Raw genomic sequence first — 26,853 nt, 5'->3', positions numbered from 1 at the left:
TGGCAGCAAGCACCGCCCGCAACCCAGGACCGACAGATCACCGGCAAGACACCACGGTCAGTTGGATGGCGGGTCAAACCCCGAACCGCGGGCGGCACCCCACCATCCTCACAGTTGGATGTGGCCGCCCTGCGGCTGCCGTCAGGCGCCGCCTGGGCCTCGCCGCAGGCCCTCGTGATCCGCCCGACGCACCCTAGGGTGCGTCGTGCTGCGCCGGCCGGTCCCCTCCGGTCGGCGCAGCACCGTTTCCGGCCAACGTGGATGTCGCGGTCGCGCGGGCCGGCCGGTGATCGACGTGCCTAACTCTTTCGGGTAGGCGACAGAACCCCGCGCAGCCGGGAGGGTTGAGGGTGACCGGCTGGCTACGTGGGGTGAGGTGGCTGTGAGCGTCACGGAAGAGACTGTCCTTCCCGAGCTGCGCAATGCCTGGTGGGAGCACGGCGTACGGCGGCGGGCGGAGACCGGGGTGCTCGGCGTCTTCGCGGAGTTGCCGCAGTTCGTCCGGCAGGCGGTCGCCGTCGCGTGGCGGGCCGACCGGGTGCGGACCACGCTCGTCGGGGTCGCGACGCTCGTGGCCGGGACGATGGCCACCTTCGGGCTGCTGTCGACCCAGCGGGTGCTCGTCGAGTTGTTCGCCGCGGGACCGACGCCCGACCGGGTCGAGGCCGCGCTGCCCGCGCTGGCCGTTCTGGCCGCGGTGACGGCCGCGCGCGGCGGGCTGGGCATCGCCATCGGCTACGCGCAGAACGGCCTGACCCCGCGCGTCAACCAGGCGGCCGAGCGGCGGCTTTTCGAGACCACCACGGCCGTACGGCTGGACGCCTTCGACGCCGATGCCTTCGCCGACGACATGGAGCGGGCCACGCGGGGCAGCGACGCGGCGAACGGGCTCGTGTCCGACACGACCAACCTGCTCGCCGGTGTGGTCGGTCTGGCCGCGGTCGCGGTGGCCGTCATCGTCATCAATCCGTTGCTGCTGCTCGCTCTACTGGTGGCGACGCTGCCCAACGGCTATGCGGCCCTGCGCGCGGGACATCTGCGCTACGCGAACTTCCTGGCCGGTTCCGTCCGGCGGCGCCGGCTCTTCGTGCTGGAACGGCAGATGGCCGAGCGGGAATCGGCGCCGGAGCTGCGGTCGTACGGGCTCCGCCGGTTTCTGCTCGGCCAGTACGACATGGTGATGGACGCGCAGACCGCGACCGAGCTCACCCTGGCCCGGCGGGTCACGACGACGATGAGCCTCGGCGCGGTGATCAGCGGGGTCGGCCTGGGCGGGGTCTGGGTGCTGCTCGGCGTGCTGCTGGCCGGTGGGCACATCCCGCTGTCGGCCGCGGTGACGTGTGTGGTGGCGGTGCAGGCGGCGCAGCGGTCCCTGACGACGGTCACCATGCAGCTCGACCACATGTTCACCGACGGGCAGTTCTTCAAGGAGTACATCGGGTTCCTCGACCGCGCCCGCGAATACGTGCCCGCCACCGACGACGGCGCGCACCCGGCGCCGGAACCGTTGCGGCGCCTCGACATCCGCGGCGTGAGCCTGCGCTACCCGGACCGCGACTCCCCGGCCGTGGACGAGGTGTCGATCAGCATCGAGGCCGGGCAGACGGTCGCGTTCGTGGGCGAGAACGGGTCGGGCAAGTCGAGCCTGGCCGCGATGATCGCCGCGCTGCGGTCACCGAGCGACGGCACGATCGAGTGGAACGGGCGGCCGTTGACCGGGTGGGACCGGGCCGGGCTGCGCTCCCGGATCGCGGTCGTGCTGCAGGAGCACCACAAATGGCCGTACACGGCGGCCACCAACATCGCCATGGGCGACCTCGACACCGACGCCGACCAGGAGCGCATCGAGTCGGCGGCGCGGAAGGCGGCCGCGCACGAGACGATCCTGGCCCTGCCGCACGGCTACCGGACGCTGCTCGACCGCACGTTCAAGGAGGGGCACGACCTGTCCGGCGGGCAGTGGCAGCGGATCACCGCCGCGCGCGGCTTCTATCGCGACGCCGACCTGCTCATCATGGACGAGCCGTCGTCCGCGCTCGATCCGCGGGCCGAGGACGCGCTGTTCCAGGCCATCCGGGGCCGTCAGGGCCTCCGGACGACCATCCTGATCACGCACCGGCTGGCCAACGTCATCCACGCCGATCAGATCTTCGTGCTGCACGACGGCGCGCTGGTCGAGCACGGCGACCACGCCGGGCTGATGGCGGCCGACGGGCGTTACGCGGGCCTGTTCCGGTTGCAGGCGGCGGGCTACCAGCCGAGCTGACCCCCTCGAATCGCCGCCACCGGGCGGCCGGGCGCGCTCAATCGAACGGGCGGCCCGGGTGAGCCGTCGCACGTTCGAGCGGGCATCGCGCGCTCAATCGAACAGGCGGCCCGGGTGAGCCGTCGCACGTTCGAGCGGGCATCGCGCGCTCAATCGAACAGGCGGCCCGGGTGAGCCGTCGCACGTTCGAGCGGGCATCGCGCGCTCGAGCGAGCGGCCGGGCGAGCAATCGCGCGTTCGAGCGTTCGAGCAGTCGCGCGTTCGAGGGCCGGACTTTTTGAACGGCCCAGCTTCAAGCAGCCCGCCCTCAGCGGTGCTGGTCGATGTGGCCCTGGATCTGGTCGGCGAAGCCCTCGGCCATGTCGAGTTGTTCGCGCAGGGTCTTGACCCGGTTCTGCGCGGCGGTGTGAAACATCGCCAGCCGCGCCTGGTTGTCGGCGCGCTCGTCACCCTCGGCGGTGGCGAGCGCGTCCAGGATGCGCAGCAGGTCGCCCATCTCCTCCAGGGTGAACCCGAGCGGCTTCATGCGCTTGATGACCCGCAGGCGGTCGAGGTCGGGCTCGGTGTAGAGCCGGAAACCGCCGTCGCTGCGGGCCGACGGGACCACGAGACCGGCTTCCTCGTAGTGGCGGATGGTGCGGATGCTGAGTCCGACCCGCTCGGCCGCCTCGCCGATCTGCATGAGCCCCGCTGTCATCGGACAAGTGTGCCCTATCGGCGCCCGGCACCCGGACCGCCCGGCAATGCGTGCACCGCTCAACCGTTGCGCGCACCGCTCATCCCGCTGCGCGCACCGCTCATCCCGCTGCGCGCACCGCTCATCCCGCTACACGCACCGCTCATCCCGCTACACGCACCGCTCAATCATTGCGCGCACCGCTCATCCCGCTGCGCGCACCGCTCAATCAGTGCGCGCACCGCTCAATCAGTGCGCGCACCGCTCAATCAGTGCGCGCACCGCTTGATCAGTGGCCGGCGCCCAGTTTGCCGGCCAGGTTTTCGTGGAAGCGGGCGCTCGCCTCGTTCAAGCCGGTGATCTCGGCGCGCTTGCCGCGGGACTCGTACTTGCGCGTGATCGCGTCGAGGGCGGCGACGGAGGACGCGTCCCAGATGTGCGCGGCGCTCATGTCGATGACCACGTGGGCGGGATCGCCGGCGTAGTCGAACTGGTGGACCAGATCGTTGCTGGACGCGAAGAACAGCTCCCCGTGCACGGTGTAGACGCGCGTCTCGCCGTCGGGCATGAGCACGCTGGTCACCTGGGCGAAGTGCGCAACCCGGCGCGCGAAAACGACCATCGCGGTGAGCACTCCGAGCACAACACCGACGGCCAGGTTGTGCGTGGCGAGCGTTCCGGCGACCGTGACGAGCATGACGGTGATCTCGCCGGCGGGCATGCGCTTGAGCGTGGACGGCGCGATGCTGTGCCAGTCGAACGTGCCCACCGACACGATCACCATCACGGCGACCAGCGCGGCCATCGGGATCGTCGCGACCACGTCGCCGAGCGCCACGACGAGGATGAGCAGGAACACCCCGGCCAGGAACGTGGACAGCCGGGTGCGCGCCCCGGACGTCTTCACGTTGATCATCGTCTGGCCGATCATGGCGCAGCCGCCCATGCCGCCGAACAGCCCGGTGACGATGTTGGCGACGCCCTGGCCCCACGATTCCCGGGTCTTGTCCGAGGGCGTGTCGGTGATGTCGTCCACGAGTTTGGCGGTCATGAGCGATTCCATCAGGCCGACCAGGGCGATGCCGACGGCGTACGGGAAAATGGTCGTCACCGTCGCCCAGGTGAACGGCACGTCGGGCAGTCCCGGAACCGGCAGGCTGCTCGGCAGCGTGCCCTCGTCACCGACCGTGGGGACGGTGACATGAGCGATCGCGGTGAAAACGGTCAGGATGACGATCGCGACGAGCGGTGCGGGTACGGCCGTGGTCAGCCGGGGCAGGAACCAGATGATCGCCAGGGCGACCGCGACCAGCGGGTAGACCAGCCACGGCACGCCGACCAGGTGCGGCACCTGCGCGCTGAAGATCAGGATGGCGAGCGCGTTGACGAAGCCGACCATGACGCTGCGCGGGATGAACCGCATCAGCTTGGCCACGCCGATCAGCGCCAGGACCACCTGGATGAGGCCGCCCAGGATGACCGCCGCGACCAGGTAGCCGAGACCGTGCGAGGCGGCGAGCGGCGCCACGACCAGGGCGACGGCACCGGTGGCGGCCGAGATCATGGCCGGGCGCCCGCCGGTGAACGCGATGGTGACGGCCATCGTGAACGACGCGAACAGGCCGATCTTCGGGTCGACGCCGGCCAGGATCGAGAACGAGATGGCCTCGGGAATCAGGGCGAGGGCCACGACCAGGCCCGCGAGGACCTCGGTGCGGAAGACACGGGGAGACGCCAGCCAGGCGGGTTTCGACACGAGGCCAAACCCTACCCTCACGTGAGAGTAGGGTCGGCGAAGATCACGGTGGCGCTCGTCACGCCCGCTCGCGGCACGGGCAGTGCAGAATCCCCTCGGCGAGTTAGTCTTCCCGAGATGTAAGACAATTTCGCGTACGAAGGTCGCCGCCATGCACCACGATTCCGCCGAGCACGCTTTCCGGTCCGCCGTCGAGCTGCTCGCCTCGTCCCGCCGCCGCTCCCACCTGCGCAGCCGCCCCCGGTCCCGGCCCCGCACGGCCGACCGGCTCGGTCTCACCGAGCCCCGGATCCTGATGGTCGCGGCCATGGACGGGCGCCGGTCGGCCGGTTCGGTGCCGGACGACCTGGCCCTGGTCCGCCGGCTGGCCAGCGACGAGTACGAGACGTTCGCGGGCGTCGTCGGCAGCGCGTTCGGGGTGCCGCCGGGCGACGTGTCCGCCGCGTACACGGCCGAGGTGCTGGCCAATCCGCTGATCGGCGCGTACGTGGCCGAGACGCACAGCGGGACGCCGGTCGCGGCCGGGGTCGCGATACTGACCGCCGGGCATCTGGGCATCGCCAACGTGGGCACGGTGGCCGGTTTCCGCCGGTCGGGGTACGCCCGGGTGCTGACCGAGACGATGCTGCGGCGGGGGGCGCTGGCCGGCGCGGGCACCGCCTATCTGCACGCGACCGACGAGACGGTGCCGTTCTTCGAGCGGCTGGGCTTCACGACGAGCTGGCCGATGCTGCGCGCCTCCTGACGGCTTTCCTTCCGGTCAGTCCCGGTCAGTCCCACCAGAAGGTCCAGATCGGGGCGTCGGTCAACTGCTCGGCGTAGGCGGTCAGCGAGCCCGCACCCTGCCAGATGTTGTCCGGGCAGAAGGCGAAATGCTCGGCCGCCACGCGCAGCGCGTCGGCGTGATCGACCGGCGGGGCGGCGACGCTGACGTAGAGGTCGGCGAATCCGGCTCCGATCACGCGGGCCCCGAACCGTTCCTCCCACGAGCCCAGCACGGCGGAGAGCCTGGCCGTGTCATTGGTGTAGTTGACCGCACCCTGCCAGCCGGCCACGGCCAGGGCTGCACTACCGGTGGCGGCCGGCACGAGCCCGAGCCGCAGGTGCGGATCGGACCGCAGCAGACGATCGACGCAGTGCGCCGCGCGCACGTCCGGATCGACCGGCGGTTTCCGGCCGTCGGCCAGGCCAGGCCACCGCGTCCCGAACGGTGCCGTGACGGCGATCCGGTCCCCCGACGCGTCGCCGATCTGGTCCCCCGCCGCGCCGCCGGTCTGGTCCCCCGGCACGTCGCCGATCTGGTCCCGCCAGCCCTGCGCCAGCAGCGCACCGGGATCGTGATCGCTCGGGGAGGTCACGTCACCAGGCCAGAGTTCGCCGTCGTCCCACGGGCGGCGCGGGTCGCCGGTGAGGTGATCGAGCAGCAGCGGGCACAGGCCGGTCGCCGGCTGGGCGGCGCGCAGGGATCGCCAGAGGTCCCCGGTCGCCGGGCCGTCGCTCACCCACATCGCCGGTTTCTCGTCGTCGCCCTCGTCGCCGTGGACGAGCCGCCCCGGCGGAAGGTCGAGCGACGGGTCGCCCGCTTGCAGCAGTTCCCACGCAGACTTCGGCACGCGGCGAGCATAGAGCCCGGCCCGGTCGTCACGACGGCGCGAAAGGGTCGCTACATCACGACCGGCAGGGTGGTGGCGATCGGCCAGGCGACCAGCAGGGCGCCCGGCAGCGCGATCAACCACGGCGGACTGCCCGTAGCGCGCAGGATGGCGTTCAGTGCGCACTGAATGAGCATCAGAACGACCAGCAACGGCACCACGAGCACGAGGAAACCCGAGGTCAGACCGGTCACGGCGGCGGCGGTCAACCCGGCCACGGCGATCGCCGAAACGATCAGGTCGGCGCGCACCGAACCGCCACCGGCTCGGCCGCTCGCGGAGGCCCGGACCGAACCGTTGCCGAGCCGGCCGCTCGCGTCGGCAGGTGCCGAACCGTTGCCGAGCCGGCCGCTCGCGTAGGCAGGCGCCGAACCGCTGTCGAGCCGGCCGGTGGCATAGGCGAGCACGGCGAAACCGGCCCACACCAGCACCAGCAGCCACCACCGCGGCCCGACGGGGATCGCATGGGTGAAGCCGAGCTGCAGCGGGAGGGCGATCGCGGCCGCGGTGTAGGCGATCAGCACGGGCGCGGCGAGCAGTGAGCGCACGCCACCGGGCGGGGAGAAAGGCTTGCGGAGATACGCGAGAACGGCCACGCCCATCAAGCCGGTGAACCCGGCCGTGAAGCCACCCAGTTGCAGCCGTGTGCTCGGCAGAAACGGTGCCACCAGCACGGCGAGGACCGCCGCCCCGGCCGCCACCGCCGCGACCCGGCCGAAACGCGGGGAGATCAGCTCGCGAAACCACGCGTGGGCCGAGGAGCGAATCCGGCCGACGCGCGAGGAAGCCTGAACGCGTGCCCGCGCGGGAGAACGCGAACCCGCCGCGGAAGAACGCGAACCGCCGGCCGGAGAGGGCGAACCCGCCGCGGAAGAACGCGGGCCAGCCGACTGCTCCAGGTGGTCGAGGCGCCCACTGCCCGCCGCGCGACGGCCACCGCCCGCCGCGGAAGAACGCGAACCGCCGACCGGAGAGGGCGAACCCGCCGCGGAAGAGCCCGGGCCAGCCGACTGCTCCAGGTGGTCGAGGCGCCCACTGCCCGCCGCGCGACGGCCAAGCCACCCGCCGCCCGGGGTGGGGCGGCCGAGCAGCAGCCGGGTCACCGGGGCGAAGCCGAGCAGCAGCCCCAGAAACAGGAAACCGGCCGCGGTGAGCCGCCGCATCGGGGACGGGAGCGCGCCGGTGGCCGGACGGTCCAACGTGGAGTCGAGCCAGTCGGCGGTGCGGTGGTGCGTCCTGGACGCGTACAGGATGGAAATGTGCTCGGCGCCGGGCACGACCTCCGCACGCCCGCCGGCCGCGGACGCCGCCTTGTGGAAGCCCGGGAACTCGAACTGCCCGACCAGCGCGAGCAGCGGCGACGACGAAGGCGACGGCGACGCGACGGCCGAAGGCAGGGAGATGGCGACGGTCGCGGCGATGTCCGGGTGCGCGGCGGCGTACGTGGTGACCGCGGTCGCGCCCATCGAATGGCCGACCAGGGCGATCCGCGCCGGATCGACGCTCGGGAGTGAGCGAAGGTGAGCGACGGCGACATCGAGGTCGCGCTGCAGGTCGACCGGGGATCGGGTGTTCGCGCCATGGCCGTCGAGGTCGGGCAGGACCACCGTGTAACCGCGCGCGGCGAGCGTGTCGCCGAACGGTGCCATCAGCCGTGCCGAACCCGCGAACCCGTGCACCACCACGACGCCCGGCGTCCGGTCGGCGCTCGGCGGGCGCACGATGTCGAGCGGAACACCGTCCGCGACGACATGATCGCGCACCATTCCGTCATCGACGCGGGCGAACAGCAGGCCGCCGGTGGCGAACGCGATGAGGGCGAGCAGCGGCGGCAACCAGCGACGGGCGAGGTCCACACCGCACCGTACCCGCGCGCAATATTCGCGCGCGTGGCCGGGGATGCCCGGGTACGGTTGCGCGCATGTTCACCGGCATCGCCTTCATGAGGTTGCGGTCCGGCCGCTGACGGCGGCCGACGACCTGTTTCTGCCCGCCGTCCTGGCGTTCCCGCCGGGCGGTGCCCCTGTGCCCTGCCCGGCTCCCAGACGAGCCGAGAGCAGATCCCGTGAACACCATTCAGAAATCCCTTTCCCACGTACGCGCGGAAGGCCTCCGTGTCGTCCGGGGTGACCGTGTGGTCCTCGACGGCGTCGACGTCACGGTGTCGGCCCGGTCGCGCCTCGCGGTCGTCGGTCCCAACGGCAGCGGCAAGACGACGCTGCTGCACGTGCTGGCCGGGCTGACCGAACCTGATCAGGGCCAGGTGCACCGGTCCGGTTCGATCGGCGTGGCCGGGCAGGCGCTGCCCGCCGACGGCGGCGAGACGGTCGGCACGCTCGTGGCCGAGGCGATCCGGCCCGCCGTGCTGGCTCTGCTCGAGTTCGACGCGGCGCTGCGAGTCGTCGAGGCGGAGCCGGAACGCTATGCGGCCGCCCTCGAGCTGGCCACCCGGCTGGACGCGTGGGACGCCGAGCGCCGGGTCGACGTCGCCCTGGAGGCCCTCGACGCGTGCACCGACCGGGACCGGCCGCTCGCCACGTTGTCCGTGGGCCAGCGGTACCGCGTACGGCTGGCCTGTGTCCTGGGTTCACCGGCCGATCTGCTGTTGCTGGACGAGCCGACCAACCATCTCGACGCCGGCGGCCTGGCCTTCCTGACCGAGCGGCTGCGGCAGCATCCCGGCGGGGTGCTGATCGTGACGCACGACCGGGCGCTGCTGCGGGACGTGGCCGAGGAGTTCCTCGACCTCGACGCCACCCCGGACGGGCGGCCCCGGCTGCATGCGGGCGGCTATTCGGGCTGGCAGGACGGCCGGCGGCGGGAGCAGGAGCGCTGGCAGCAGGAGTACGACGCCCAGGTCGCCGAGCATCAGCGGCTGGCCGGCGCGGTCGAGGAGGCGCGCGGGCGGCTCAGCACGGGCTGGCGGCCGGACAAGGGGGTCGAGCGGCACAAGCGGCAGAGTCGCGCGCCCGGGATCGTGCAGGCCCTCAAACGGCGGCAGGATGCCTTGGCCGCGCACCGGATCACGCTGCCTGCGCCGCCGCGCCCGCTGCGGACGTACGGGAATGACACCCGGGCCGGCGTTGCCCTGCTGGACGCGTACGGGATAACGGTGGCCGGCCGTCTCGGCACGCCGGTGGGGCTGCGGCTCGCCGGCGGTGACCGGCTGCTGGTGACCGGCCCGAACGGCGCTGGGAAGTCGACGCTGCTGGCCGTGCTGGCGGGCACGCTCGCCGCCACGACCGGGGGCGTACGGCTGCTGTCCGGGGCGCGGGCCGGCTATCTGGCCCAGGAGGTGTACCCGCCCGCGGCCCGGATGTCGCCGGGCCAGCATCGCAGGCGCCACCTGGAGGACGTGCTCGCCGGGCGGCCGGATGTGCTGATCCTGGACGAGCCGACCAACCACCTGTCGGCCACCCTGGTCGACGAGCTGACCGAGGCGCTGCGCACCACCTCGGCGGCGGTCGTGGTGGCCACCCATGACCGGCAGATGCTGTCCGACCTGGCCGGCTGGCCGGTGCTGAAAATGTGAGCTATCAGTCATCGAGCAACGTGGGCTCACCGCGGCGAACGTCATGTCGATCGGAGGGATGGCATGACGACACGGATTCACCGCTGGGCCCTGGCCGTGTGTGCGGCCGGTCTGCTGACCGGCTGCAGCACCGCCGTGGCGACCGGTACGGCCCCGCCCGCTCCCCCGGCGCCGCGGCCCTCACCGACCGTGAAGCCCACGTCCGCGCGACCGATACCGATCAGCTATCCGGCCCGGGGCAGCGCGCGGTGGATGGTCGCTCCGGCGGGCACCCGGACGGCGGGCACGGGCGGGCGGCTGATGCGCTACCGGGTGGTGGTCGAGCGCGAGATCAAGGGTGTACCGGCGGCCGGGTTCGCGGCGGCGGTCGGCACGATCCTGAGCGATCCGCGCGGGTGGACAGCGGGCGGACAATGGCGGTTCGAGCGGGTCGGGCCGGGCGAGCCGTCCGACTTCACGCTCTACCTGGCCACGCCGGGCACCCGCGGCGAGTTGTGCGGCGACCTGTCGGACGGCTACACGTCGTGCCGTAACGGCGCCAAGGTGGTGCTCAACGTGGCCCGCTGGACCGGCGGCGTCCCCGGCTACCAGGGCAAGCTCGGCACCTACCGGCAGTACATGGTGAACCACGAGGTCGGCCACCGCCTCGGCCACGGCCACGAGCTGTGCCCGGCCCCGGGGGCGCTCGCCCCGGTCATGCTGCAGCAGACGCTCGGCCTGCACGGCTGCCGCCCGAACGCCTGGCCCTACCCGGACGGCACCCTCTATCAGGGACCGTCCGGGCAGTACCCGGCTCAGATTCCGTAGTTGTTGAAGAAGTACAGCCACAGCTCGCTGCGGGTGGGGAACGACGGGATCGCGTGGCGCAGCCGGGTGACCGGCACCTCGCCGACGATCGCGATCGTGGCCGCCTGCAGGAACTCGGCCACCGCGGTGCCGGTGATGGTGACGCCGACGAGCACTCCACGGTCCTCGTCGACCAGGAAACGCGCATTGCCGACGCCGCCGCCCGAGTAGGAACCGCCCGCGTTGGCCTCGGTCGGCACGTCGACGACGCGGACGTTCAGCCCGGCCGCCTGCGCGCTGGCCGTGGTGTGCCCGACCGCGGCGACCTGCGGCGACGTGAAGATGACGCGCGGCGCGCCGGGCCCGTCGGCCAGGTGACCGGCGACCATCGGCTTGCCGAGGATCTCGCCGGCGGCGATCGCGGCCTGATACTTGGCCATGTGCGTGAACAGGGCGCGGCCGTTCAGGTCGCCGATCACGTACAGCCATTCGAGGCCGGGGATGCGCATTCGCTCATCGACGTCCAGATAACCGCCCGCTTTGACGCCGACAACGTCCAACCCCAGATCAACCGCTTGCGGCGTACGCCCGGTGGCGATCAGGATCTCGTCGGCGTTCACGGTGCTGCCGTCGGCGAGCGTGACGGTCACCCCGTCGGCGTCGCGCCGGACGGCCGTCGGGCGCTGCCCCGTGCGGACGTCGACGCCCTGCTCGGTGAGCGAGGCGGCCACCTGCTCGCCGGCGAAGTCCTCCTCGCGGGTCAGCAGCCCCCGGCCGGCCACCAGCGTGACCCGCGCACCGAGCGACACGTAGGCCTGGGCCATCTCGGACCCGACGACACCCGCACCGACGATGACCAGCGACGCCGGGATCTCCTTGGCCGTGGTCGCCTCACGGTTGGTCCACGGGTCAGCCTCGGCCAGGCCGTCGATGGCGGGCAGCGCGGCCCGGGTTCCGCCGGCCAGGATCACCGCCCGCCGCGCCTCGAGGATCTCGTCGCCGACCGCGACCTGCCGCTCCCCCGCGATCCGGCCCCAGCCGCGCACGAGCGTGACGCCCCGGTCGACCAGCCACGGCACCTGGCCGCTGTCGTCCTCGTTGTTGATCAGTTCGTCGCGCCGGCGCAGCACCGCCGCCACGTCGAGCGGCCCGGTCACGGCCTCGGCGGTGCCGGGCACGTGCCGCGCCTCCTCGAGCAGTTCACCGGGCCGGAGCAGCGCCTTCGACGGAATGCACGCATAGAACGAACACTCCCCGCCGACATGGTCGCCCTCCACGATCGCCACGCTGAGACCCGCCTCGGCGAGCTTGCCCGCCGCGACCTCGCCGCCGGGCCCCGCTCCCACCACCACCACGTCGAAACTCTGCATGCCCACAATGATCGACCCATCGGCCGTCCGCGCACACCCGGACTTGTCACTCCAGCGCCGGGAATACCCGGCGCACCTCGGCCAGCGCGTCCCGATAACCGTCGCGGCCCGACACGTACGCGAGACAGACCAGCACCTCGAGCACGGCGACCAGCGAATCGCTCTCGGCCGAGTGGAAGAGCACGGTGATCCCCCAGTCCTGCGGCGATTGCTCGTACGAGCCGTCGGGCGGGACGGGCACGCTGGTTCGCGGCACGTCGGCTCGCTCGAGCGCGGCCCACACGAAACCGCTGTCGTCGAACGGCGGTGGGGCCGGCTCGCCCCGGCGCAGCGCGGCGACCGCGGGGGCGATCTCGGGCAGGTCGACGAGCCCCGCTTGCGCCAGTGAGCGCAGGGCCGCCCACGCCGCGACCCGGCGGTGGGTGGCGTCGTCCGCCTCGGACAGCGCGAACTCGAGATCGGGGTCGAGCTGGGAGATCGCGTCCAGATAGAGCCCGGCGGTCAGCGTCGCGCGCAGCCGGTCGTTGGGGAGCCGGTCACCCCAGCGCTCGCGGGCCATCCGGTCGCGGTGGGCCTGCTCGGCGTCGCGGTCGTCCTGCTCCTCGGCCGGGGTCAGGGTGCGCCGGGCGCGGTGCCAGTAGGCGGCCTGTTCGCCGGTCTGCCTGACGATCCGGCCCGGCGCCGGGGCCGCGGGCCAGAACTGCAGCAGATGCGGTCCGGCGATGTCCTCCTCCATGCCGGTCAGGCAGTACCGGACCCGGTAGTCGCCGCGGGGCAGCGCGAACTCGTACCCGTCGCCGTCAAGACCGGCCAGCATCGCCGAGTCGGAGAGCGCCGTGAACGACACCTCGACGATCTCCTCCCAGCCGTCGCCGGCCGCGGGCTCGGTGTCGTGCAGCTCGATCCGGAACGGGAGCCAGTCGGTGTGCGCGCTGGTCTGCAGGGCCAGCACACCGGGCACGCCGGCGCCGCACAGGCCGTTGCTCTCGTCCGCCCACGGTTCGCCGACGCCCTCTCCCTCGTAGCCCTCGGTACTGATCAGCGAGGCCGAGCCGTAGGTGACGAAGACCCGCGGCTCGTCGAGAAGGAGGCGCATCACCTCCGGATCATGCCGCGAAATGCGGAGGCGTACCGCCCGATTCGGCTGCGATCATCGGCGGGTGACTCCTCCGGTGGCGGTTCTGCAGGCGTTCGGCGCGACCGGACCGGTGCGGCCGCTGGCCGGCGGGCAGGGCACCTCGTGGCGGGCCGGCGACCTGGTGCTCAAGCCGGAACCCGGAGGGCCGCCGCTCGACGTGGTCGAGGACGGGTTCCGGCTGGCGCGACCACACCCGGCCGGTGACGGCGCCTGGACCGTCGACGGATGGTCGGCGACACGCTGGGTGCCGGGTGCGGAACCGGACCCGGCGGCGGCGTCGACCTGGCGCACCGTCATCGAGGCCGGCCGGGCGTTCCACCGGGCCACGGCCCAACTGGCGCCGCCGCCCGCCGGGGACGGTCGGTGGGCGGTCGCCGACCGCATCGCGTGGAGCGAGGTGCCGCCGCGATGGCTGCCCGAGTTCGCGCCGATCGCCGCGCGGCTCGGCCGGGTGCTCGAACCGCTGGGCCCGCCGCAGTTCGTCCACTGTGACCTGACTCGGAACGTGCTGGTGGCCGAAGGCCTGTCCCCGGCGATCATCGATGTGTCGCCCTATTGGCGCCCCACGGCGTACGCGGAAGGGGTTGTCATCGCCGATGCCCTCAGCTGGCACGAGGCCGGGCCGTGGCTGCTCGCCGAGGTCGGGGTGAGTGTGCCCGCGGTGGCGCGCGCCCTGCTCTTCCGGATGGCCACGGACACCGGACCGGAGTGGGCCGGGCGTTACGAGAAGGCGGCGACGGCTATCGGGGTGTGACGTACGAGCGGTCCATCAGCTCGGTCATGGCCAGCTGGAAGTCGCGGGCCGTGCTGTCGCAGCGCGGCGCTGATCAGGCCGCCCTCGACCCGGAAGACGGTCGCCACCCGGGTCGGCGTCCCACTGCCGGGCCAGGTGGCGTCCTCTAGCGCGGGAACAGCAGGCGAGCGGCGTCGCGGCAGCGCGGGGAACGGCGGGCGGCCAGCCGGGTGTCGTGGCGGCGCCGCAAGGTGACCGGGCACCGGCCACCGGCGATCACCCGGCGGCCGGATCGGTGCGGCCAACCGTGCGTCCTACTGGGCTGCATACGTGTACCTGTGATCCTGTTCGACGGCGGCGGGCGCCATTCCATCGGAAACCAGCCGTCCGCGAAGCCGGATCTCACTGGCTGGACTGAGTACCGTCTGAAGGCATGACTGTGCTGGACATCCGGAAAGTCGGCGACCCGGTGCTGCGCCAGGTCGCCGAACCGGTGACTGTTTTCGACGCCGAGCTGCACAAGCTGGTCGACGACCTCACCCAGACCCTGGCCGACTCGCGCGGCGCCGGGCTGGCCGCGCCACAGATCGGGGTCGGCCTGCGGCTCTTCGCCATCAACCCCGACCTGCCCGGCAACGACGCCCGCCTCGACCACCTGATCAACCCGGGACTCGAGTTCCCCGACGAGGAGGACCAGTACGGCCCCGAGGGCTGCCTGTCCATCCCCGGCATCTACCTGGACACCCGGCGGCGGATGAACGTCGTGGCCCGCGGCCTGACCAAGCACGGCGACCCGGTGCAGGTGGTCGGGGCCGGGCTGCTCGCGCGGTGCATCCAGCACGAGACCGACCACCTCGACGGCGTGCTGTTCATCGACCGGCAGGACCAGGCGGGCCAGGAACGCATCCTGGCCACCCTGCGCGAGGCGGCGTGGGCCGGCGCGACGCTCAAGGCGAGTCCCCACTAGAAACTACTTGCCTGCCAGGAAAGCTCGCTGCATACTTTCCTGGCAGGCAAGTACTGTCTCGAGGGGGAAGTCATGGACGTACCACCGATCGACGCCGAACTGGCCCTGGCCGAGGTCCGCGCCCGCCGGGCCCAGGTGATCGACGCCAACCTCGTACCCGGCTGGTTCTGGCCATCGGTCGCGGTGCTCATGCTGCTGTTCGTGGCCGCCGTCGAGACCGCGGTCCCGTGGGTCGTCGCGACCGGCAGCATCCTGTACGCGGCCGGTCTGGCCACCACGATCGTGGCGATGGTCCGCCGCTCCCGGGCCCAGGTGCGCACCACGCTGATCGGCGCGCACGGGGCGGCCGCGATCGCCGTCTTCACGCTTGTGCTGGTCGCCGTCGGTGTCGGGCTCGGCTTCACCCTGGAGGCGCTCGGCGTGCCCGCACCGGCCACCATCGCCTGCGTGCCGGTCGCGGCCGGACTCGCGTTCGGCGGGCCCGCGCTCATGGCCTACCTGCGCCGGGTCATGCTCTCGCGCCCGCTGGCGGGCACCCGGTGACCCAGCCCCGCTTCGACGAACTGATCCACGCACCCACCCGGCTGTCGATCGTGAGCCTGCTGACCGCCACCGACTGGGCCGAGTTCAAGTTCCTGCGCGACCAGGTCGGGCTCACCGACTCGGCGCTGTCCAAGCAGCTCACCACGCTCGAAGAGGCGGGCTACGTGGACATCCGCAAGTCGTTCATCGGGAAACGCCCCCGGACGTCGGTGCGGCTCACCCCGCACGGCCAGCAGGCTTTCGCAGGCCACGTCGCCGCATTGCAGCAGATCGTGGCCCGCGCCGGCCTCGCCGTTCTACCGGAGTCAGCGCAGACCTGACGCCATCTCCATCAAGTGGCCCAGCACGACATCGCCCGCGGCGCGCAGCCCGTTGTGCTCGTATTCGTTCGTGACCCAGGTGCGGACGTTGCCGACGGCGCCCGCGGTCTCGAGCGACAGGCCCAGGTCGACATACATGTCGTCGGCGTAGACGGCCGCCAGCACCGGAACCTCGTTGGCGGCCAGGCGATCGAGGTCGTAGAGGGCCGGCCAGTCGTCGGCCTCGGCCAGCAGGTCGGCGGCCCCCGCGTACGGGCGCAGGGCGGCGATCTGCTCGAACATCCAGGGATACATCATCTCGCCGGTGAACAGCAGCGGATCGGCGCCGGCGGCGAACTCCGGACGGGACTCGAGCGCCCGGGCGGCGGCCCACGCGGTCGGGCCGCTGCCCGGGCGGGCATAGCAGTACTCCTGCAGCGCGAACAACGGCTTGTCGACGAACCCGGTCGCGGCCATCACCTCGTACCGGAAGGTCGCCGACAGGCGGTCGCCGTGCCACGCCTCGTCGAGCAGCCAGTGCAGCTGGGCGTAGCCGTCGCTCATGCCGAAGGCGTTGCCCAGGAACCGGAAACGCTCGGGCGTGAGCCGGTCGCCGTCGGGCAGCCGGACATCGGTGGACGCGAGATGGTCGGCGATGCGGCGCACGGCGGCGACATCGGCCGGGAAGTCGCGGTAGTACTCGGCGTTCTTGGCGGCCACCCTCGGGTAGGTGCGGGCGTAAACCTCCTCCGCCGTGGCGGTCAGACCGGGCAGGCCACCGGTGACATAGCAGGTGCGCAGGCCCTGCGGCGCCGTCGACAGGTAGGTGAGGGTGACGAAACCGCCGTAGCTCTGGCCCAGCGTGTCCCACCGCGCGCCGCCCGCGACCCGCTCGCGCAGGATCTCGGCGTCGGCCACGATGCTGTCGGCCCGGAACAGCCGCAGATAGTCGGCCAGCTCCTTGGCCGGGCGGCCGCCCGCGTCGAGAAGCGTGCTGCGCCCGGTGCCCCGCTGATCGAGCAGCAGCACCCGGTGCGTGCGGGTGGCGTGCCCGATCCAGCCCCCGCCACCGAGCGGCCGCGGCGACTTGCCACCCGGCCCGCCCTGGAAGAACACCAGCCACGGCAGGTCGTCACCCACCCGGTCGGCGGCCACCACCTCACGGGCGAACACCTCGATCGTCTCGCCGCCCGGATCACGATGGTCGAGCGGCACGGTGACGGTGTGATCGGTGAACCGGACCCCCGGGTGAGCAATCATGCGACCAACCTATAGGCGGCGTCTGACATAAAGCACCGCGTCGACGCGACCGCCGTTCGGGCCGGGCAGGATGCCGAGCTGCTTGCCCTCGACCTCGAACCCGGCCGCCTGCAACGTCTTCTGCGAGGCCAGGTTGTCGACCGCGGTGCCCGCCACCACCCGCTGCAGCCGGGCCTCGTTGAACGCCCACTTCGTCACCAGCTGCACGGCCCGCCGCGCATAACCACGCCCCCGGAACGCCGGCAGCACGCCGTAACCGAGCATGCCCTCCCGGTGGTGCGGCTGAAAATAGTAGAGCGCTATCTGCCCGGCGAAACGTCCGCTGCGCGCATCCAGAATGCTCATCGCGGCCATTTCACCGGCCAACCAACGGCTTTCCGCGTACGCGAAATGGCGCTCGATCTCCTCCCGCGGCGGCGCGACCGGCGGCACCGACGTCGCGATCACCTCGGGCAGACTGCGCAGCTCGTGCCAGCCGTCCAGGTCGTCGCGCTGCAGCGGCCGCACCCGGATCACACCGTCGGTGAGCTCGCCGCCGGGCAGATCGGGCAGCATCCGCGGGGCGGGGCCCTCCGGGTCGTCCTCGAGCCGCGCCCAGACGACCAGGTCTTCCCGGTGGGGGCCGGCGCCACGCGCGATGCCCTCGCGGCGGTAACCGAGCGCGATGACGTCACGCTGCGCCTCGGGGTCGTCGAGGCGGAGGCGGATCTCGGAACGGTACGGCGATGTCACCCGGTCACGTTACTGCGCACACGCACAGCTGTTGCCGCCACCGCCCGCGACGTGCACTCAGGTGTTCGCGGCGTGCACTTTGATGTCCGCAGCGCACACTCCGCTTTCGCGTGCTTTGTTGTCCGTGGCGCGCAACCCCAGGATGCTCGCTCCGCGCGCTTTGATGTCCGCGGCGTGCGATCAGGTGTTCGCTCCGCGCGCGGCGACTCGCCAGCGGTCGACCGGCTCTCCTCCGGAGAAAACGATCAGGTCGTCGGCCAGGTTGACCGTGTTGCACACATGGTTGGGCGCTACGCGCAGGATGTCGCCGCGGGCGGGCGGCGCCTCGTCGCCGAACTCGATCGTGGCGTGGTGTTCGGACTGAGCGACGATGCGCGCTCCGGGGAACTCCGGCAGACGCCCGAACCCGGTCGCCCAGGCCAGCCGGTCGGCGCCCAGCACCTTGCTGCCGGCGTCCACGATCGCGCGATTCCCGCTACGGCTGACGACCGTCGCATGCACGGTCAGCGCGACGTCGGCCCAGTCGCAGGTGCCGAGTTCGATCTGCTGGGCGTCGTTCAACACGTAGACGCCGGGCCGGATCTCGTTCACCGGACCGGTGCCGGCCAGCCGGGCCGTCGGCGTCGACCCGCCGCTGCGCACCTCGGCGTGCGGTCCGGCGTCGACCATGGCCCGGGCCTCGTCGAGCGCAGCCTGCTCCGGTGCGCCCGGGGCATAGCTGTGGCCGGGGAACGTGAAGATCCCCCGTACGGAATGACCGGCCTTGCTCGCCGCCTCGATGAGAGCCGCGGCGTCGGCCGGACGCACCCCGCTGCGGTGATGGCCGCTGTCCACCTCGACCAGCACGTCGAGCGGGCCGACGGCCGTGGCCAGGGCTTCGGCGCTCTCGACGGAGTCGATCCCGACCCGCAGCGCGACCTGCCCGGCCAGCCGGCGGAGACGTTCGGCCCGCCCCGGCGACGGCCAGATCGGATAGGCGATGAACAGGTCGTCAAACCCGCCGTCGGCGAACACCTCGGCCTCGCTGACCGTGGCCACGGTGAGGCCGGCCGCCCCGAGCTCGATCTGCCGGCGCGCGATCTCGAGACACTTGTGCGTCTTGGCGTGCGGCCGAAGGGCCAGCCCGCGCTCCTGGGCCGCGCTCGCCATCGCGCGCAGGTTCCGGTCCATAACGTCGACGTCGACTGCCAGATACGGGGTCTCCACGCCCCCATGATCGCCGCCGCACCCCACACCGTCTACAGCATCCTAGGAGGCTGGGCTGATAGCCCGCCCACGCAGCCCGCCCACGCAGCCCGCCCACGCAGCCCGCCCACGCAGCCCGCCCACGCAGCCCGCCCACGCAGCCCGCTAGCGCAGCCCGCTAGCGCAGCGAGCCAGGCCCGCCGCGCGCAGAAGACGCCAACTCAGCCAGGGGGCCTCGCCTCACAGGAGCCAGGGATCCATCCCGGAGCTGCTCGGCGGATCCGCGATCACCGGTGGAGGCGGGCGCCGCCGCCGGACCGGCCGGAGCACAAGATCGAAGAGCCTTCCCCGTACGCCGGTCAGCCCGCCCCCGAACCGTGTCAGCGAACGAGCCGACGGCCCGGTCGGAACGTCCCGGGGCAGCGTGGACACCGCGACCAGCCACGTCGGCAGTTCGAGCAGGCGCAGAATCCGGGACAGCCGCTCCGACTCGATGACGTTGTCCGGGTCGAGCCGTTCGTTCAGCAGTTCGGCCAGCTCCCCGGCCCGCTCCGGGTGCCCGCCGGCCGCAGCGAAGTCCTCGGCGCTGGAGACGCCCAGTGGATCGTCCAGCACGTCCTCGTCGGCGCCCGGTTCCCGCGACGGATCGCTCACGTAGCGGCCCCGCTCGTCCCCGTCCTGCCACGCGACCAGGGCGAGCTGGCGATCGGCGAGCACGCGCAGGACCAGCACCGTGCCGGGCAGAGCCTCGCCCAGCTCGACGATGCCGCGCCGCCCGGACGCGACCGTTGCGCTCGTGGCCACCACCGGCAGCCACCCGTCGGCCGGAGCGCCGAGCCAGCCGGTGAACCGCAGTCGGCGGAGCACGGCCGCCACCGGTCCGGCGTCGCCGGTGCGGACCAGGGCGACCGCGTACGTCTCGCCGGCCGGGCCGTCCGAGCCGGGCGTGGATCCGTACGGGAAAGCCATGGGGTCAAAACTATGCCGCGGGGGCGACTCCTTCGAATCGGAGACCCATCTCGACGAACAACGCGGCGTTGAGCTTGAAGGCGAGCTGCGACTCGGCCACCAGATCGTCGAGCTCGGCCGGGCCGAACGAGCCGGGCAGTTCGTCGAGGCGCGTCCGGTAAGCGCGCTTGTAGGCCTTGCTGTCGTCGATGTCGAGGAACGAGTAGAACGCGACCCCGGCCGGACCGAGCCCGTACGTCTCGGACACCGACCGGCCGACCAACTGGCCCCCGCTGAGATCGCCCAGGTAGCGGACGTAGTGGTGGGCGATGAAGTGCACGGCCGAGTCGTGGCAGTGCTCGCGCAGACGGGCGACGTACCGCCGGGTGGCGTCGAGCGGGGGCTCGGCGGCCGAACCGAGAAACGCCACGTCGGCCTCGAGCGACGGCACCCGGTCGAGCAGCGGATCGGCGAACCCGGCGGCCACCTCGTCCGTCCGCATGCGCGCCGCGGCCGACTCCAGTTCGCGGTAGATGTGCAGATATTGCGCGGTCAGGACGGCGTACCCCTCGAAAGGAACATCTCCCGCCATCAGACGCGCGATGAAACTGCGCGTTTCGGCCTCACGGTGCTCGGCCATGGTGGCGCGGCGGATCCGGGCGGCGAACTCGGTCATGAGGACACAACCTTTCGGGTACGACGACGGCGGACAAGCCTGAACAGAAGGTAGATCACTCCCGCGCCGAGCAGCGCGACCAGGGCCCAGGGCCAGGCCCAGACCGCGGTCGTCCGGGCGACGCCGGGCAGCTTCTGACCGAACTGGGCCGGTTCGACGGTGATCCGGGTGTTCAGCCGCACGGTGGGTTGCACGCCGACGATCGTTTCGGTGACCGTCACGGACGCTCCGGGCAGCAGCTCGGGGATCTCCATCGCGTCGGTCCGGGCCAGCCGCCAGCCGAACGGCCCGCTGACCTGGATCGATCCAGTGCCGCTGAGCCGCAGGTTCCCGGTGTTGCGGACCAGGTAGCGGACGATCATGTCGCCGCCCTCGGCCGGATTCGCCGACTGCCGATATTCCATCCGTACGGTGTCGATCGCGAGCGTGGGTGTCGCGGTGCCGGCCACGGTGACGTAGACCCGGGCGGCGACCCGTTGATCGACCAGCACCTTCCGGCCGTCGGCGCCGGTCGCCTCCTGGCTGACCGAGGTGACCACCCCGCCCGCGTGGTCGCCCGGCGTGGCGTTGGCCGGGACGGTGACGGTGAACGGGACGTCGAGCCGCGTGTTGGCGGGCACGGTGTAGGTGCGGGCGCCCAGCGCGATCCACGCGCCCAGGTCGGCGGGCTTGTCCGCGGCGGGCAGCAGCGCGAAGGAGCCGTCGTCGGTCGTGTACGCATCCGTGCCGTACACGTTGAAGGTCAACGGCTTGGCCGTCAAGTTGGTGATGCCCACATGATCGGTGAGCGTCTCGCCCGGGGCGGCGCGGCGGATGACGTAGTCGCGGCCGTCGGGACCCTTCGCGGTCGAGGGCTGCACACTCCACCGTACGGCGTCGTCCCCCGGGGCGGCCTGGGCCGGCGCCGGGACCATCAGCGCTGTGAGAACCGCGGCCACCATGCCTCGGACGATCATCATGCTCCTTACGATGGGACGAGCCGGCCGGGGATAATTTCGGTATCCCCGGCCGGTCCTCACCGGCCGAATCAGGCCAGCGTCAGGGTGAGTACGGCGCTGTACTCGCCCGCCGCGCTGCTCTCGGGGATCCCGAGGTTCAGCGCCGCGCCACAGGTGGAGCTGCCGAGGCTGCTCCCGGTCTCCGCCTTGCACAGGGTGTGGCTGGTGCCGAGGCCGGAACCCGGGGCGGCCGGGCTGCCCGGCGTGACCGCGTTCCTGACCCCGTCGGCGGCCGCGAGGTTGCTGTTCACGACGGCCGCGCTCGGCGTCCAGCCGAGGTTGGCCGCCGGGATCTTGCCGCCGCCCGCCGAGGCGAACTCTGTGACCTGGCCGACCAGGTCCCAGCCGGAGTTGGTGCCGCGCAGGTCGCTGACCGTGACCGCGTTGAGGTTGCCGGTCGCGGTCTGGCCCGGCGTCGCCGCCGACAGCGTGACCGACGCGCCGGCCGAGGTCAGCGTCAGCGCGCCGCCCGTGACCGCCGCCTTGATCTGCTGCGTCGCCGATCCCGTTCCGGTGCCCGGCTCCGGCTCCGGGTCCGTCGGATCGGTGGGATCCGTCGGGTCCGTCGGCTCGGTCGGGCCGGCCGTTGTTGATGCCGAGGCGGTGACCGGGTCGAGAGCCGTACCGGCCGTGTAGAAGCCGGCGAACGCGCTCGCCCCCTCGGCGGTGAGGGTGGCGGCCAGGTTCGAGAACGTGACGTCACCGTCCACCACGGTCGGCGCGGTGGTCACCAGGGTGGCGACCTCGGCCTGGTCGAGGTGCTGCTCGGTCGTCCCGTTGTTCGCGACCAGGTCCACATCGGCCAGCAGCGATCCGGTGCCGTCGCCGTCGACGACGACCTTCGGGTTGGCCAGGGTGATCTCGAACATGTGGGCCGGGTACGAGAACACGACGGTGCCGCCGTAACTCACGGTGGCCGTCCCGGCCGCGGCGTCGTACGTGCCGCTCTGCGCCGGGAAGTCGAACGTGCCGTCGGCGTTGCGGGTGGCGCCGCCGCTGGTGGCGATCGGCGGGTTCCCGTTACCGGTCGAGACGTACGACCGGAACGACGCCTTGAAGCCCCAGTCGAGACTGCCCCCGGCGACATCGGCGGGAGCGGCGTAGGCGGGGGCGATCGCGGTCAGAGCGGCCGCGGCGCCCACGACGATCGCACCCGCGATCGCGCCGGCCCGGAGAGCGACCCGATGCGGGCCCTGGGGTGTGGCCATGGTGGTCCTTCCGAAGTTTGCCCGCGTTTGCGAGCAAAGAGGGGTGTGCCCGCCGTTGCGGACGAAGTTAGGGTAGCCTCACCTAAATCAATGATCAAGATCGACTGGGGAGGCATGGTGCGCATCGCACCTCCGCGGCCCGGCCGGGCGTTGATCGCCGCGGTGGCGCTGATCCCACTCGCGGTGATGGCGCCGTCGCCCGCGCAAGCGGCCGGAAAACTGAGCGTTTCGAAAACCAAGGGCCTGTCCCGGTCGGGCGAGACGGTGACGGTCCGCGGCCGTGGCTACAACGTGGACAAGGGCATCTACGTGGCGTTCTGTGTGGACAACGGCGCCGGTGTGCTGCCCTCCCCGTGCGGCGGTGGCGCCGACATGTCCGGGGCGTCCGGCTCCTCCGCATGGATCTCTTCGAACCCGCCCTCGTACGGCGAGGGCCTGGCCCAGCCGTACGGGAGCGGCGGTTCGTTCCGCGTCTCGATCCGGGTGACCCAGAAGATCGGCGACGTCGACTGCGTGGTCCGCGCCTGCGCGATCGTGACCAGGGCTGACCACACGCGCACCAGCGACCGCTCCCAGGATGTGCGCGTCGCTGTGCGTTTCGCCACCCCGGCCGGCGGTGCCCCCGCTCCCGCCGCCACCCGGGTCCCAGCAGTGGGAACCCCAAGGTCAAACCCTTCCTCCCGTACGCCCGTAGGACCGCCCACGGGTCGCCTCGCGACTGCCGCCCCGCCGTCGGATGCCGCCCCGATCGACGTGCAGGCGGTCGCCGCCCCGTCGCTCGACCGCACAAGCACGGCCACACCTCTGGGCCACTGGTGGGCGATCGGCGGGGCGTTCCTGGCCGGTTACCTGGGCGCCGTCGTGATCGGCCGTCTGCGCCGCGCGCGAGCCAACCGGCGCCCGTCATGAGCCGGGCCAGGCGCGTCGGCGTTGTCGTCAGTTGTGCGTTGCTGCTCGCGGCGTGCACTTCGGTGAGCGAACTCGGACCCGAAGGACCGGCCGCCACAGCCGGGTGCGGGATCTCGACCGCGAAGCTGGCGTCCGAGGACGTGACGCCGCTCGACCCGAAGCCGGTTCCCGCGATGCCGGCCACGGTGGACTCCGCCGACGGCCGCAAGGTGACCGTGCGCAGCGCCGACCGGATCCTCGCGGTCAACCTCTACGGGTCGCTGGCCGAGATCGTGTTCAGCCTGGGCCTCGGTGACCGCGCCGTCGGGCGGGACACGTCGACGACCTTCCCGTCCGCGGCCGGGCTGCCCAAGGTCACCCCGGCCGGCCACGACCTGAGCGCCGAGGCGATCCTCGAGCTGAACCCGACCGTGGTGCTCGCCGACAAGAGCATCGGACCGCCGACCGTGCTCCAGCAGTTGCGCGAGTCGAACATCCCGGTCGTCATGGTGGACGACGAACGGACACTCGATGCCGTTCCCGCGCACATTCGCGCGGTGGCCGCCGCGCTCGGCGTGACCGAGGCGGGTGAGCGACTCGTCAAGAACGTGCAGTCCGAGATCGACCAGGCGCGCCGAGGCGCGCAGGCCGGGACAACTCCGCTGCGCATCGCGTTCCTCTACGTGCGCGGCACCGCCGGTGTGTTCCTGATCGGCGGCAAGGGCGCCGGCTCCGACGCGATGATCCAGGCGATCGGCGCCGTCGACGCGGGCACCGAGATCGGCCTGACCAAGTTCCGCCCGCTGACCAGCGAGGGCCTGATCAACGCGGCCCCCGACGTCATCCTGGTGATGACCGAGGGCCTCAACTCGGTCGGCGGCGTGGACGGCCTGCTCGAACTGCCCGGCGTGGCCCAGACCCCGGCCGGCGTCAACCGCCGCATCGTCGACATGGACGACGGCATCCTGCTCAACTTCGGCGCCCGCACCGGCAAAGCCGTCGAGGCACTGGCCAAGGCGGTCTACGGCCCGTGCGAGTAGACGACGACAGCGGCCGGATCCGAGCGACGGGGAGCGCGCCCGACGAGCAAGCTGCGGCGGCCCCGCCGGCCGCGCGCGATCAGGCTGCCGTCCGCCGGACGGCCGCGCGCGGGCAAAGCCGCCGAGCGGCCGCGCGCGGGCCGGACCACCGGGCGGGCCGGGTGAGCGGGCTGGTCGGCGGGCTGGTACTGGGGCTCGTCGTGGTCTGTCTGGTGGCGGCGGGGCGTGGGCAGGTGCCGATCTCGCCGGGCGAGGTGATGGGGTCGCTGCTGCACCGGGCCGGGCTGGAGATCGGGCCGTTGCCGTCGGCGGTTCAAGGGGAGAACGCGCTCTGGCTCGTTCGTTTTCCGCGCGTGATCCTGGCCGTCGTGGTCGGCGCCGCGCTGGGCTGCGCGGGGGCGCTCATGCAGGGCGTGTTCGGCAATCCGCTCGCCGAGCCGGGGGTCATCGGGGTCTCGGCGGGCGCCGCGGTCGGCGCGGCAGCGGCCATCGTGAGCGGCGTGACGATCCTCGGCAGCTGGACCACGGCCGGAGCCGCGTTCGCCGGCGGCATCGTGACCACCTTCCTCGTGTACGCCATGTCGCGCGCGAACGGCCGCACAGAAGTGGTCACGCTGGTGCTCACCGGCGTGGCCGTCAACGCCACCGCGGGCGCCCTGCTCGGACTGCTCATGTTCCTGACCGACGACGACGGTGTCCGCGCGATCGCGTTCTGGCAGTTGGGCAGCCTCGCGCAAGCCACGTGGGGTGCGGTCGCGGTGGCCGGCCCGTGCGCGCTCGCCGGTCTGGCCGTGGCCGCCGCCTGCGCCCGCAAACTCGACCTGCTCGCCCTCGGTGAGGCCCCGGCCCGCCACCTGGGCGTCGACACCGAGCGCCTGCGGATCACCGCGATCGTCGCCACGGCCCTGCTCACCGCGTCGGCCGTCGCCTTCACCGGGATCATCAGCTTCGTCGGCCTCGTCGTCCCCCACCTGATCCGGATGGTCGCCGGCCCCGGACACCGCGTGCTGGTCCCGGCCAGTGCCCTGGGCGGAGCGATCGTGGTGGTGAGCGGCGACCTGCTGGCCCGGACCGCCATCGACTACCAGGAGTTGCCGCTGGGCGTGCTGACCGCCGTCGTCGGCGGCCCCGCGTTCTTCTGGCTGCTGCGCCGCACCCGGGCCCGAGCCGGAGGCTGGGGATGACACCACACGAAGACCGCCGCCCGGTCACCGCGCAAACGCCCAACACGCACGCGTGCAACAGGCATACGCGCAACACGCAGGCGCGCAACGAGCGAACGCCGCGCGTTCGTGCGATCTGTGGGCAGGTAATTGCGTTCGGCGGCTGCCCGGGGAGCCCAGGATGATCGCTGGGCGGGGGATCCGGGTTCGGCTGGGTGGGCGGGTCGTGGTCGACGGCGTCGATGTGCGCGCGGACGCGGGTGAGGTTGTGGCTCTGGTCGGGCCCAACGGGGCCGGCAAGTCGAGTCTGCTGGCGGCGCTCGCGGGTGATCTGCCGGCCGGCGGGACGGTGGAGGTGGCGGGGCGCGAACTGGCGGCGTACCGGAAGGTGGACCTGGCCCGGCTGCGGGCGGTGCTGCCGCAGAAGGCTCAGCTCAGTTTTCCGTTCACGGTGAGCGAAGTTGTCCGGATGGGGCGTGCGCCCTGGGCGGGACGGCCGGAAAGCGCTCAGGATGACGACGCGGTCGACGAGGCGCTGCGGCGGACGGAAACGAGCAGTTTCGCGCAACGGCCGTTTCCGGCGCTGAGCGGTGGTGAGCAGGCGCGGGTGTCGCTGGCGCGCGTTCTCGCTCAACAAACGCGCATTCTGCTGCTCGACGAACCGACCGCGGCGCTCGATCTGCGGCACCAGGAACTCGTGCTGACCGTGGCGCGGGAACGGGCCGAGCAGGGCGCCGCGGTCGTGGTGGTGTTGCACGATCTGGGACTGGCGGCCGCATATGCGGGAAGGGTCTATGTTCTTGCCGACGGCCGGATCCGGGGTTCGGGACCGCCGGCCGAGGTGTTCACCGAGGAGCTGCTGAGCGAGGTGTATCAGCACGCGGTGGAGGTGCTGCCGCATCCGCACACCGGCGGGCCACTCATTGTGCCGAGACGGAAGTTATAGATTTCGTCCAGGGCGCGGCCAGGCTGTGGCCGGGTACAGATCCGCGCGTACGCGGGCATCCGTCACCTCCGTCGAAGGCAATTCGGCGGAG

General features: G+C 72.1%; 25 protein-coding genes. 12 read left to right on the top strand and 13 right to left on the bottom strand.

The features are described 5' to 3' along the window. The first annotated feature begins 382 nt into the window (after positions 1-382). Complete coding sequence (locus tag KOI35_RS15425; RefSeq protein WP_308121008.1) at positions 383-2,266, top strand: ABC transporter ATP-binding protein; 1,884 nt, start codon at positions 383-385, stop codon at positions 2,264-2,266. A 307-nt stretch (positions 2,267-2,573) separates the two neighbouring features. On the opposite strand, the gene KOI35_RS15420 is transcribed toward KOI35_RS15425, so the two are convergent. Together KOI35_RS15420 and KOI35_RS15415 are read right to left on the bottom strand one after the other, a co-directional pair. Continuing rightward, positions 2,574-2,963 carry a MerR family transcriptional regulator gene (locus KOI35_RS15420; protein ID WP_215787907.1) on the bottom strand — a complete coding sequence of 130 codons (390 nt, stop codon included), beginning with the start codon at positions 2,961-2,963 and terminating at the stop codon, positions 2,574-2,576. A gap of 268 nt (positions 2,964-3,231) precedes the next feature. After that, a complete protein-coding gene (locus KOI35_RS15415; protein ID WP_308121007.1) occupies positions 3,232-4,698 on the bottom strand; it encodes a SulP family inorganic anion transporter in 1,467 nt (488 codons plus the stop codon). A 151-nt stretch (positions 4,699-4,849) separates the two neighbouring features. Here KOI35_RS15415 and KOI35_RS15410 point away from each other — a divergent pair, with 151 nt between their 5' ends. Further along, positions 4,850-5,443 (top strand): GNAT family N-acetyltransferase, encoded by a 594-nt coding sequence (locus KOI35_RS15410; RefSeq protein ID WP_215787902.1) that lies wholly within the window; start codon positions 4,850-4,852, stop codon positions 5,441-5,443. Positions 5,444-5,468: 25 nt separating this feature from the next. Here KOI35_RS15410 and KOI35_RS15405 read toward each other — a convergent pair whose 3' ends face one another. Both KOI35_RS15405 and KOI35_RS15400 read right to left on the bottom strand, forming a co-directional pair. After that, the gene (locus KOI35_RS15405; protein ID WP_215787900.1) at positions 5,469-6,311 is read right to left on the bottom strand and encodes a DUF4253 domain-containing protein; all 843 of its coding nucleotides are present in this window, start codon (positions 6,309-6,311) and stop codon (positions 5,469-5,471) included. A gap of 50 nt (positions 6,312-6,361) precedes the next feature. Then, positions 6,362-8,206, bottom strand: a complete 1,845-nt coding sequence (locus KOI35_RS15400; RefSeq protein WP_215787898.1) for an alpha/beta hydrolase family protein — start codon at positions 8,204-8,206, stop codon at positions 6,362-6,364. A gap of 209 nt (positions 8,207-8,415) precedes the next feature. Between KOI35_RS15400 and KOI35_RS15395 the strand changes: the two genes are divergently transcribed. Next, entirely contained in the window at positions 8,416-9,882 is a 1,467-nt protein-coding gene (locus KOI35_RS15395) for an ABC-F family ATP-binding cassette domain-containing protein (protein ID WP_308121006.1), read from the top strand. 63 nt (positions 9,883-9,945) lie between these two features. Beyond that, positions 9,946-10,689: a DUF3152 domain-containing protein gene (locus KOI35_RS15390; protein WP_215787896.1), complete on the top strand. Its 744-nt coding sequence runs from the start codon at positions 9,946-9,948 to the stop codon at positions 10,687-10,689. Here the strand turns inward: KOI35_RS15390 and KOI35_RS15385 are convergent. Beyond that, positions 10,677-12,038, bottom strand: a complete 1,362-nt coding sequence (locus KOI35_RS15385; protein ID WP_215787895.1) for a dihydrolipoyl dehydrogenase family protein — start codon at positions 12,036-12,038, stop codon at positions 10,677-10,679. The two genes, KOI35_RS15390 and KOI35_RS15385, sit on opposite strands and share 13 nt — an antisense overlap. A gap of 46 nt (positions 12,039-12,084) precedes the next feature. Continuing rightward, entirely contained in the window at positions 12,085-13,137 is a 1,053-nt protein-coding gene (locus KOI35_RS15380) for a hypothetical protein (RefSeq protein ID WP_215787892.1), read from the bottom strand. 61 nt (positions 13,138-13,198) lie between these two features. On the opposite strand from KOI35_RS15380, the gene KOI35_RS15375 reads away from it, so the two are divergent. The 4 genes from KOI35_RS15375 to KOI35_RS15360 all read left to right on the top strand — a co-directional run bounded on the left by KOI35_RS15375 (position 13,199) and on the right by KOI35_RS15360 (position 15,739). After that, positions 13,199-13,930: an aminoglycoside phosphotransferase/kinase family protein gene (locus KOI35_RS15375; protein WP_215787890.1), complete on the top strand. Its 732-nt coding sequence runs from the start codon at positions 13,199-13,201 to the stop codon at positions 13,928-13,930. A gap of 412 nt (positions 13,931-14,342) precedes the next feature. Then, complete coding sequence (def, locus tag KOI35_RS15370; protein ID WP_215787888.1) at positions 14,343-14,876, top strand: peptide deformylase; 534 nt, start codon at positions 14,343-14,345, stop codon at positions 14,874-14,876. A 72-nt stretch (positions 14,877-14,948) separates the two neighbouring features. Beyond that, positions 14,949-15,419 carry a hypothetical protein gene (locus KOI35_RS15365; protein WP_215787885.1) on the top strand — a complete coding sequence of 157 codons (471 nt, stop codon included), beginning with the start codon at positions 14,949-14,951 and terminating at the stop codon, positions 15,417-15,419. Next, the gene (locus tag KOI35_RS15360; protein WP_215787883.1) at positions 15,416-15,739 is read left to right on the top strand and encodes a winged helix-turn-helix domain-containing protein; all 324 of its coding nucleotides are present in this window, start codon (positions 15,416-15,418) and stop codon (positions 15,737-15,739) included. The genes KOI35_RS15365 and KOI35_RS15360 overlap by 4 nt, the downstream gene beginning before the upstream one ends. Here the strand turns inward: KOI35_RS15360 and KOI35_RS15355 are convergent. The 7 genes from KOI35_RS15355 to KOI35_RS15325 form a co-directional block, all read right to left on the bottom strand. Further along, the gene (locus KOI35_RS15355) at positions 15,725-16,978 is read right to left on the bottom strand and encodes an alpha/beta fold hydrolase (protein WP_215787881.1); all 1,254 of its coding nucleotides are present in this window, start codon (positions 16,976-16,978) and stop codon (positions 15,725-15,727) included. The genes KOI35_RS15360 and KOI35_RS15355 overlap by 15 nt on opposite strands. A 9-nt stretch (positions 16,979-16,987) precedes the next feature. After that, a complete protein-coding gene (locus KOI35_RS15350) occupies positions 16,988-17,710 on the bottom strand; it encodes a GNAT family N-acetyltransferase (RefSeq protein WP_215787879.1) in 723 nt (240 codons plus the stop codon). Between the two features lie 180 nt (positions 17,711-17,890). Continuing rightward, positions 17,891-18,916, bottom strand: coding sequence for an alanine racemase (locus KOI35_RS15345; RefSeq protein ID WP_308121004.1), 1,026 nt, complete (start codon positions 18,914-18,916; stop codon positions 17,891-17,893). 219 nt (positions 18,917-19,135) lie between these two features. Beyond that, positions 19,136-19,864 carry a hypothetical protein gene (locus KOI35_RS15340; protein WP_215787877.1) on the bottom strand — a complete coding sequence of 243 codons (729 nt, stop codon included), beginning with the start codon at positions 19,862-19,864 and terminating at the stop codon, positions 19,136-19,138. Between the two features lie 10 nt (positions 19,865-19,874). After that, a complete protein-coding gene (locus KOI35_RS15335) occupies positions 19,875-20,519 on the bottom strand; it encodes a biliverdin-producing heme oxygenase (protein ID WP_215787875.1) in 645 nt (214 codons plus the stop codon). Next, positions 20,516-21,478 carry a WxL protein peptidoglycan domain-containing protein gene (locus tag KOI35_RS15330; RefSeq protein ID WP_215787873.1) on the bottom strand — a complete coding sequence of 321 codons (963 nt, stop codon included), beginning with the start codon at positions 21,476-21,478 and terminating at the stop codon, positions 20,516-20,518. The genes KOI35_RS15335 and KOI35_RS15330 overlap by 4 nt, the downstream gene beginning before the upstream one ends. Before the next feature lie 68 nt (positions 21,479-21,546). After that, positions 21,547-22,725, bottom strand: coding sequence for an HtaA domain-containing protein (locus KOI35_RS15325; RefSeq protein ID WP_215787871.1), 1,179 nt, complete (start codon positions 22,723-22,725; stop codon positions 21,547-21,549). A 90-nt stretch (positions 22,726-22,815) separates the two neighbouring features. Here KOI35_RS15325 and KOI35_RS15320 point away from each other — a divergent pair, with 90 nt between their 5' ends. The 4 genes from KOI35_RS15320 to KOI35_RS15305 all read left to right on the top strand — a co-directional run bounded on the left by KOI35_RS15320 (position 22,816) and on the right by KOI35_RS15305 (position 26,762). After that, on the top strand, positions 22,816-23,634 hold the full coding sequence (locus tag KOI35_RS15320) for a hypothetical protein (RefSeq protein WP_215787869.1): 819 nt from the start codon (positions 22,816-22,818) through the stop codon (positions 23,632-23,634). Positions 23,635-23,696: 62 nt separating this feature from the next. Further along, complete coding sequence (locus KOI35_RS15315) at positions 23,697-24,653, top strand: heme/hemin ABC transporter substrate-binding protein (protein ID WP_308121002.1); 957 nt, start codon at positions 23,697-23,699, stop codon at positions 24,651-24,653. A 161-nt stretch (positions 24,654-24,814) separates the two neighbouring features. Continuing rightward, positions 24,815-25,837, top strand: a complete 1,023-nt coding sequence (locus KOI35_RS15310) for a FecCD family ABC transporter permease (RefSeq protein WP_215787864.1) — start codon at positions 24,815-24,817, stop codon at positions 25,835-25,837. A gap of 160 nt (positions 25,838-25,997) precedes the next feature. After that, on the top strand, positions 25,998-26,762 hold the full coding sequence (locus KOI35_RS15305; protein WP_215788041.1) for a heme ABC transporter ATP-binding protein: 765 nt from the start codon (positions 25,998-26,000) through the stop codon (positions 26,760-26,762). The last annotated feature ends 91 nt before the right edge of the window (positions 26,763-26,853 follow it).

Source organism: Paractinoplanes bogorensis (assembly GCF_018829635.1).
GTDB classification, from domain to species: Bacteria; Actinomycetota; Actinomycetes; order Mycobacteriales; family Micromonosporaceae; genus Actinoplanes; species Actinoplanes bogorensis.
The sequence above is the reverse complement of the archived record's forward strand: the minus strand, read 5'-3'. Positions and strand labels throughout refer to the sequence as shown.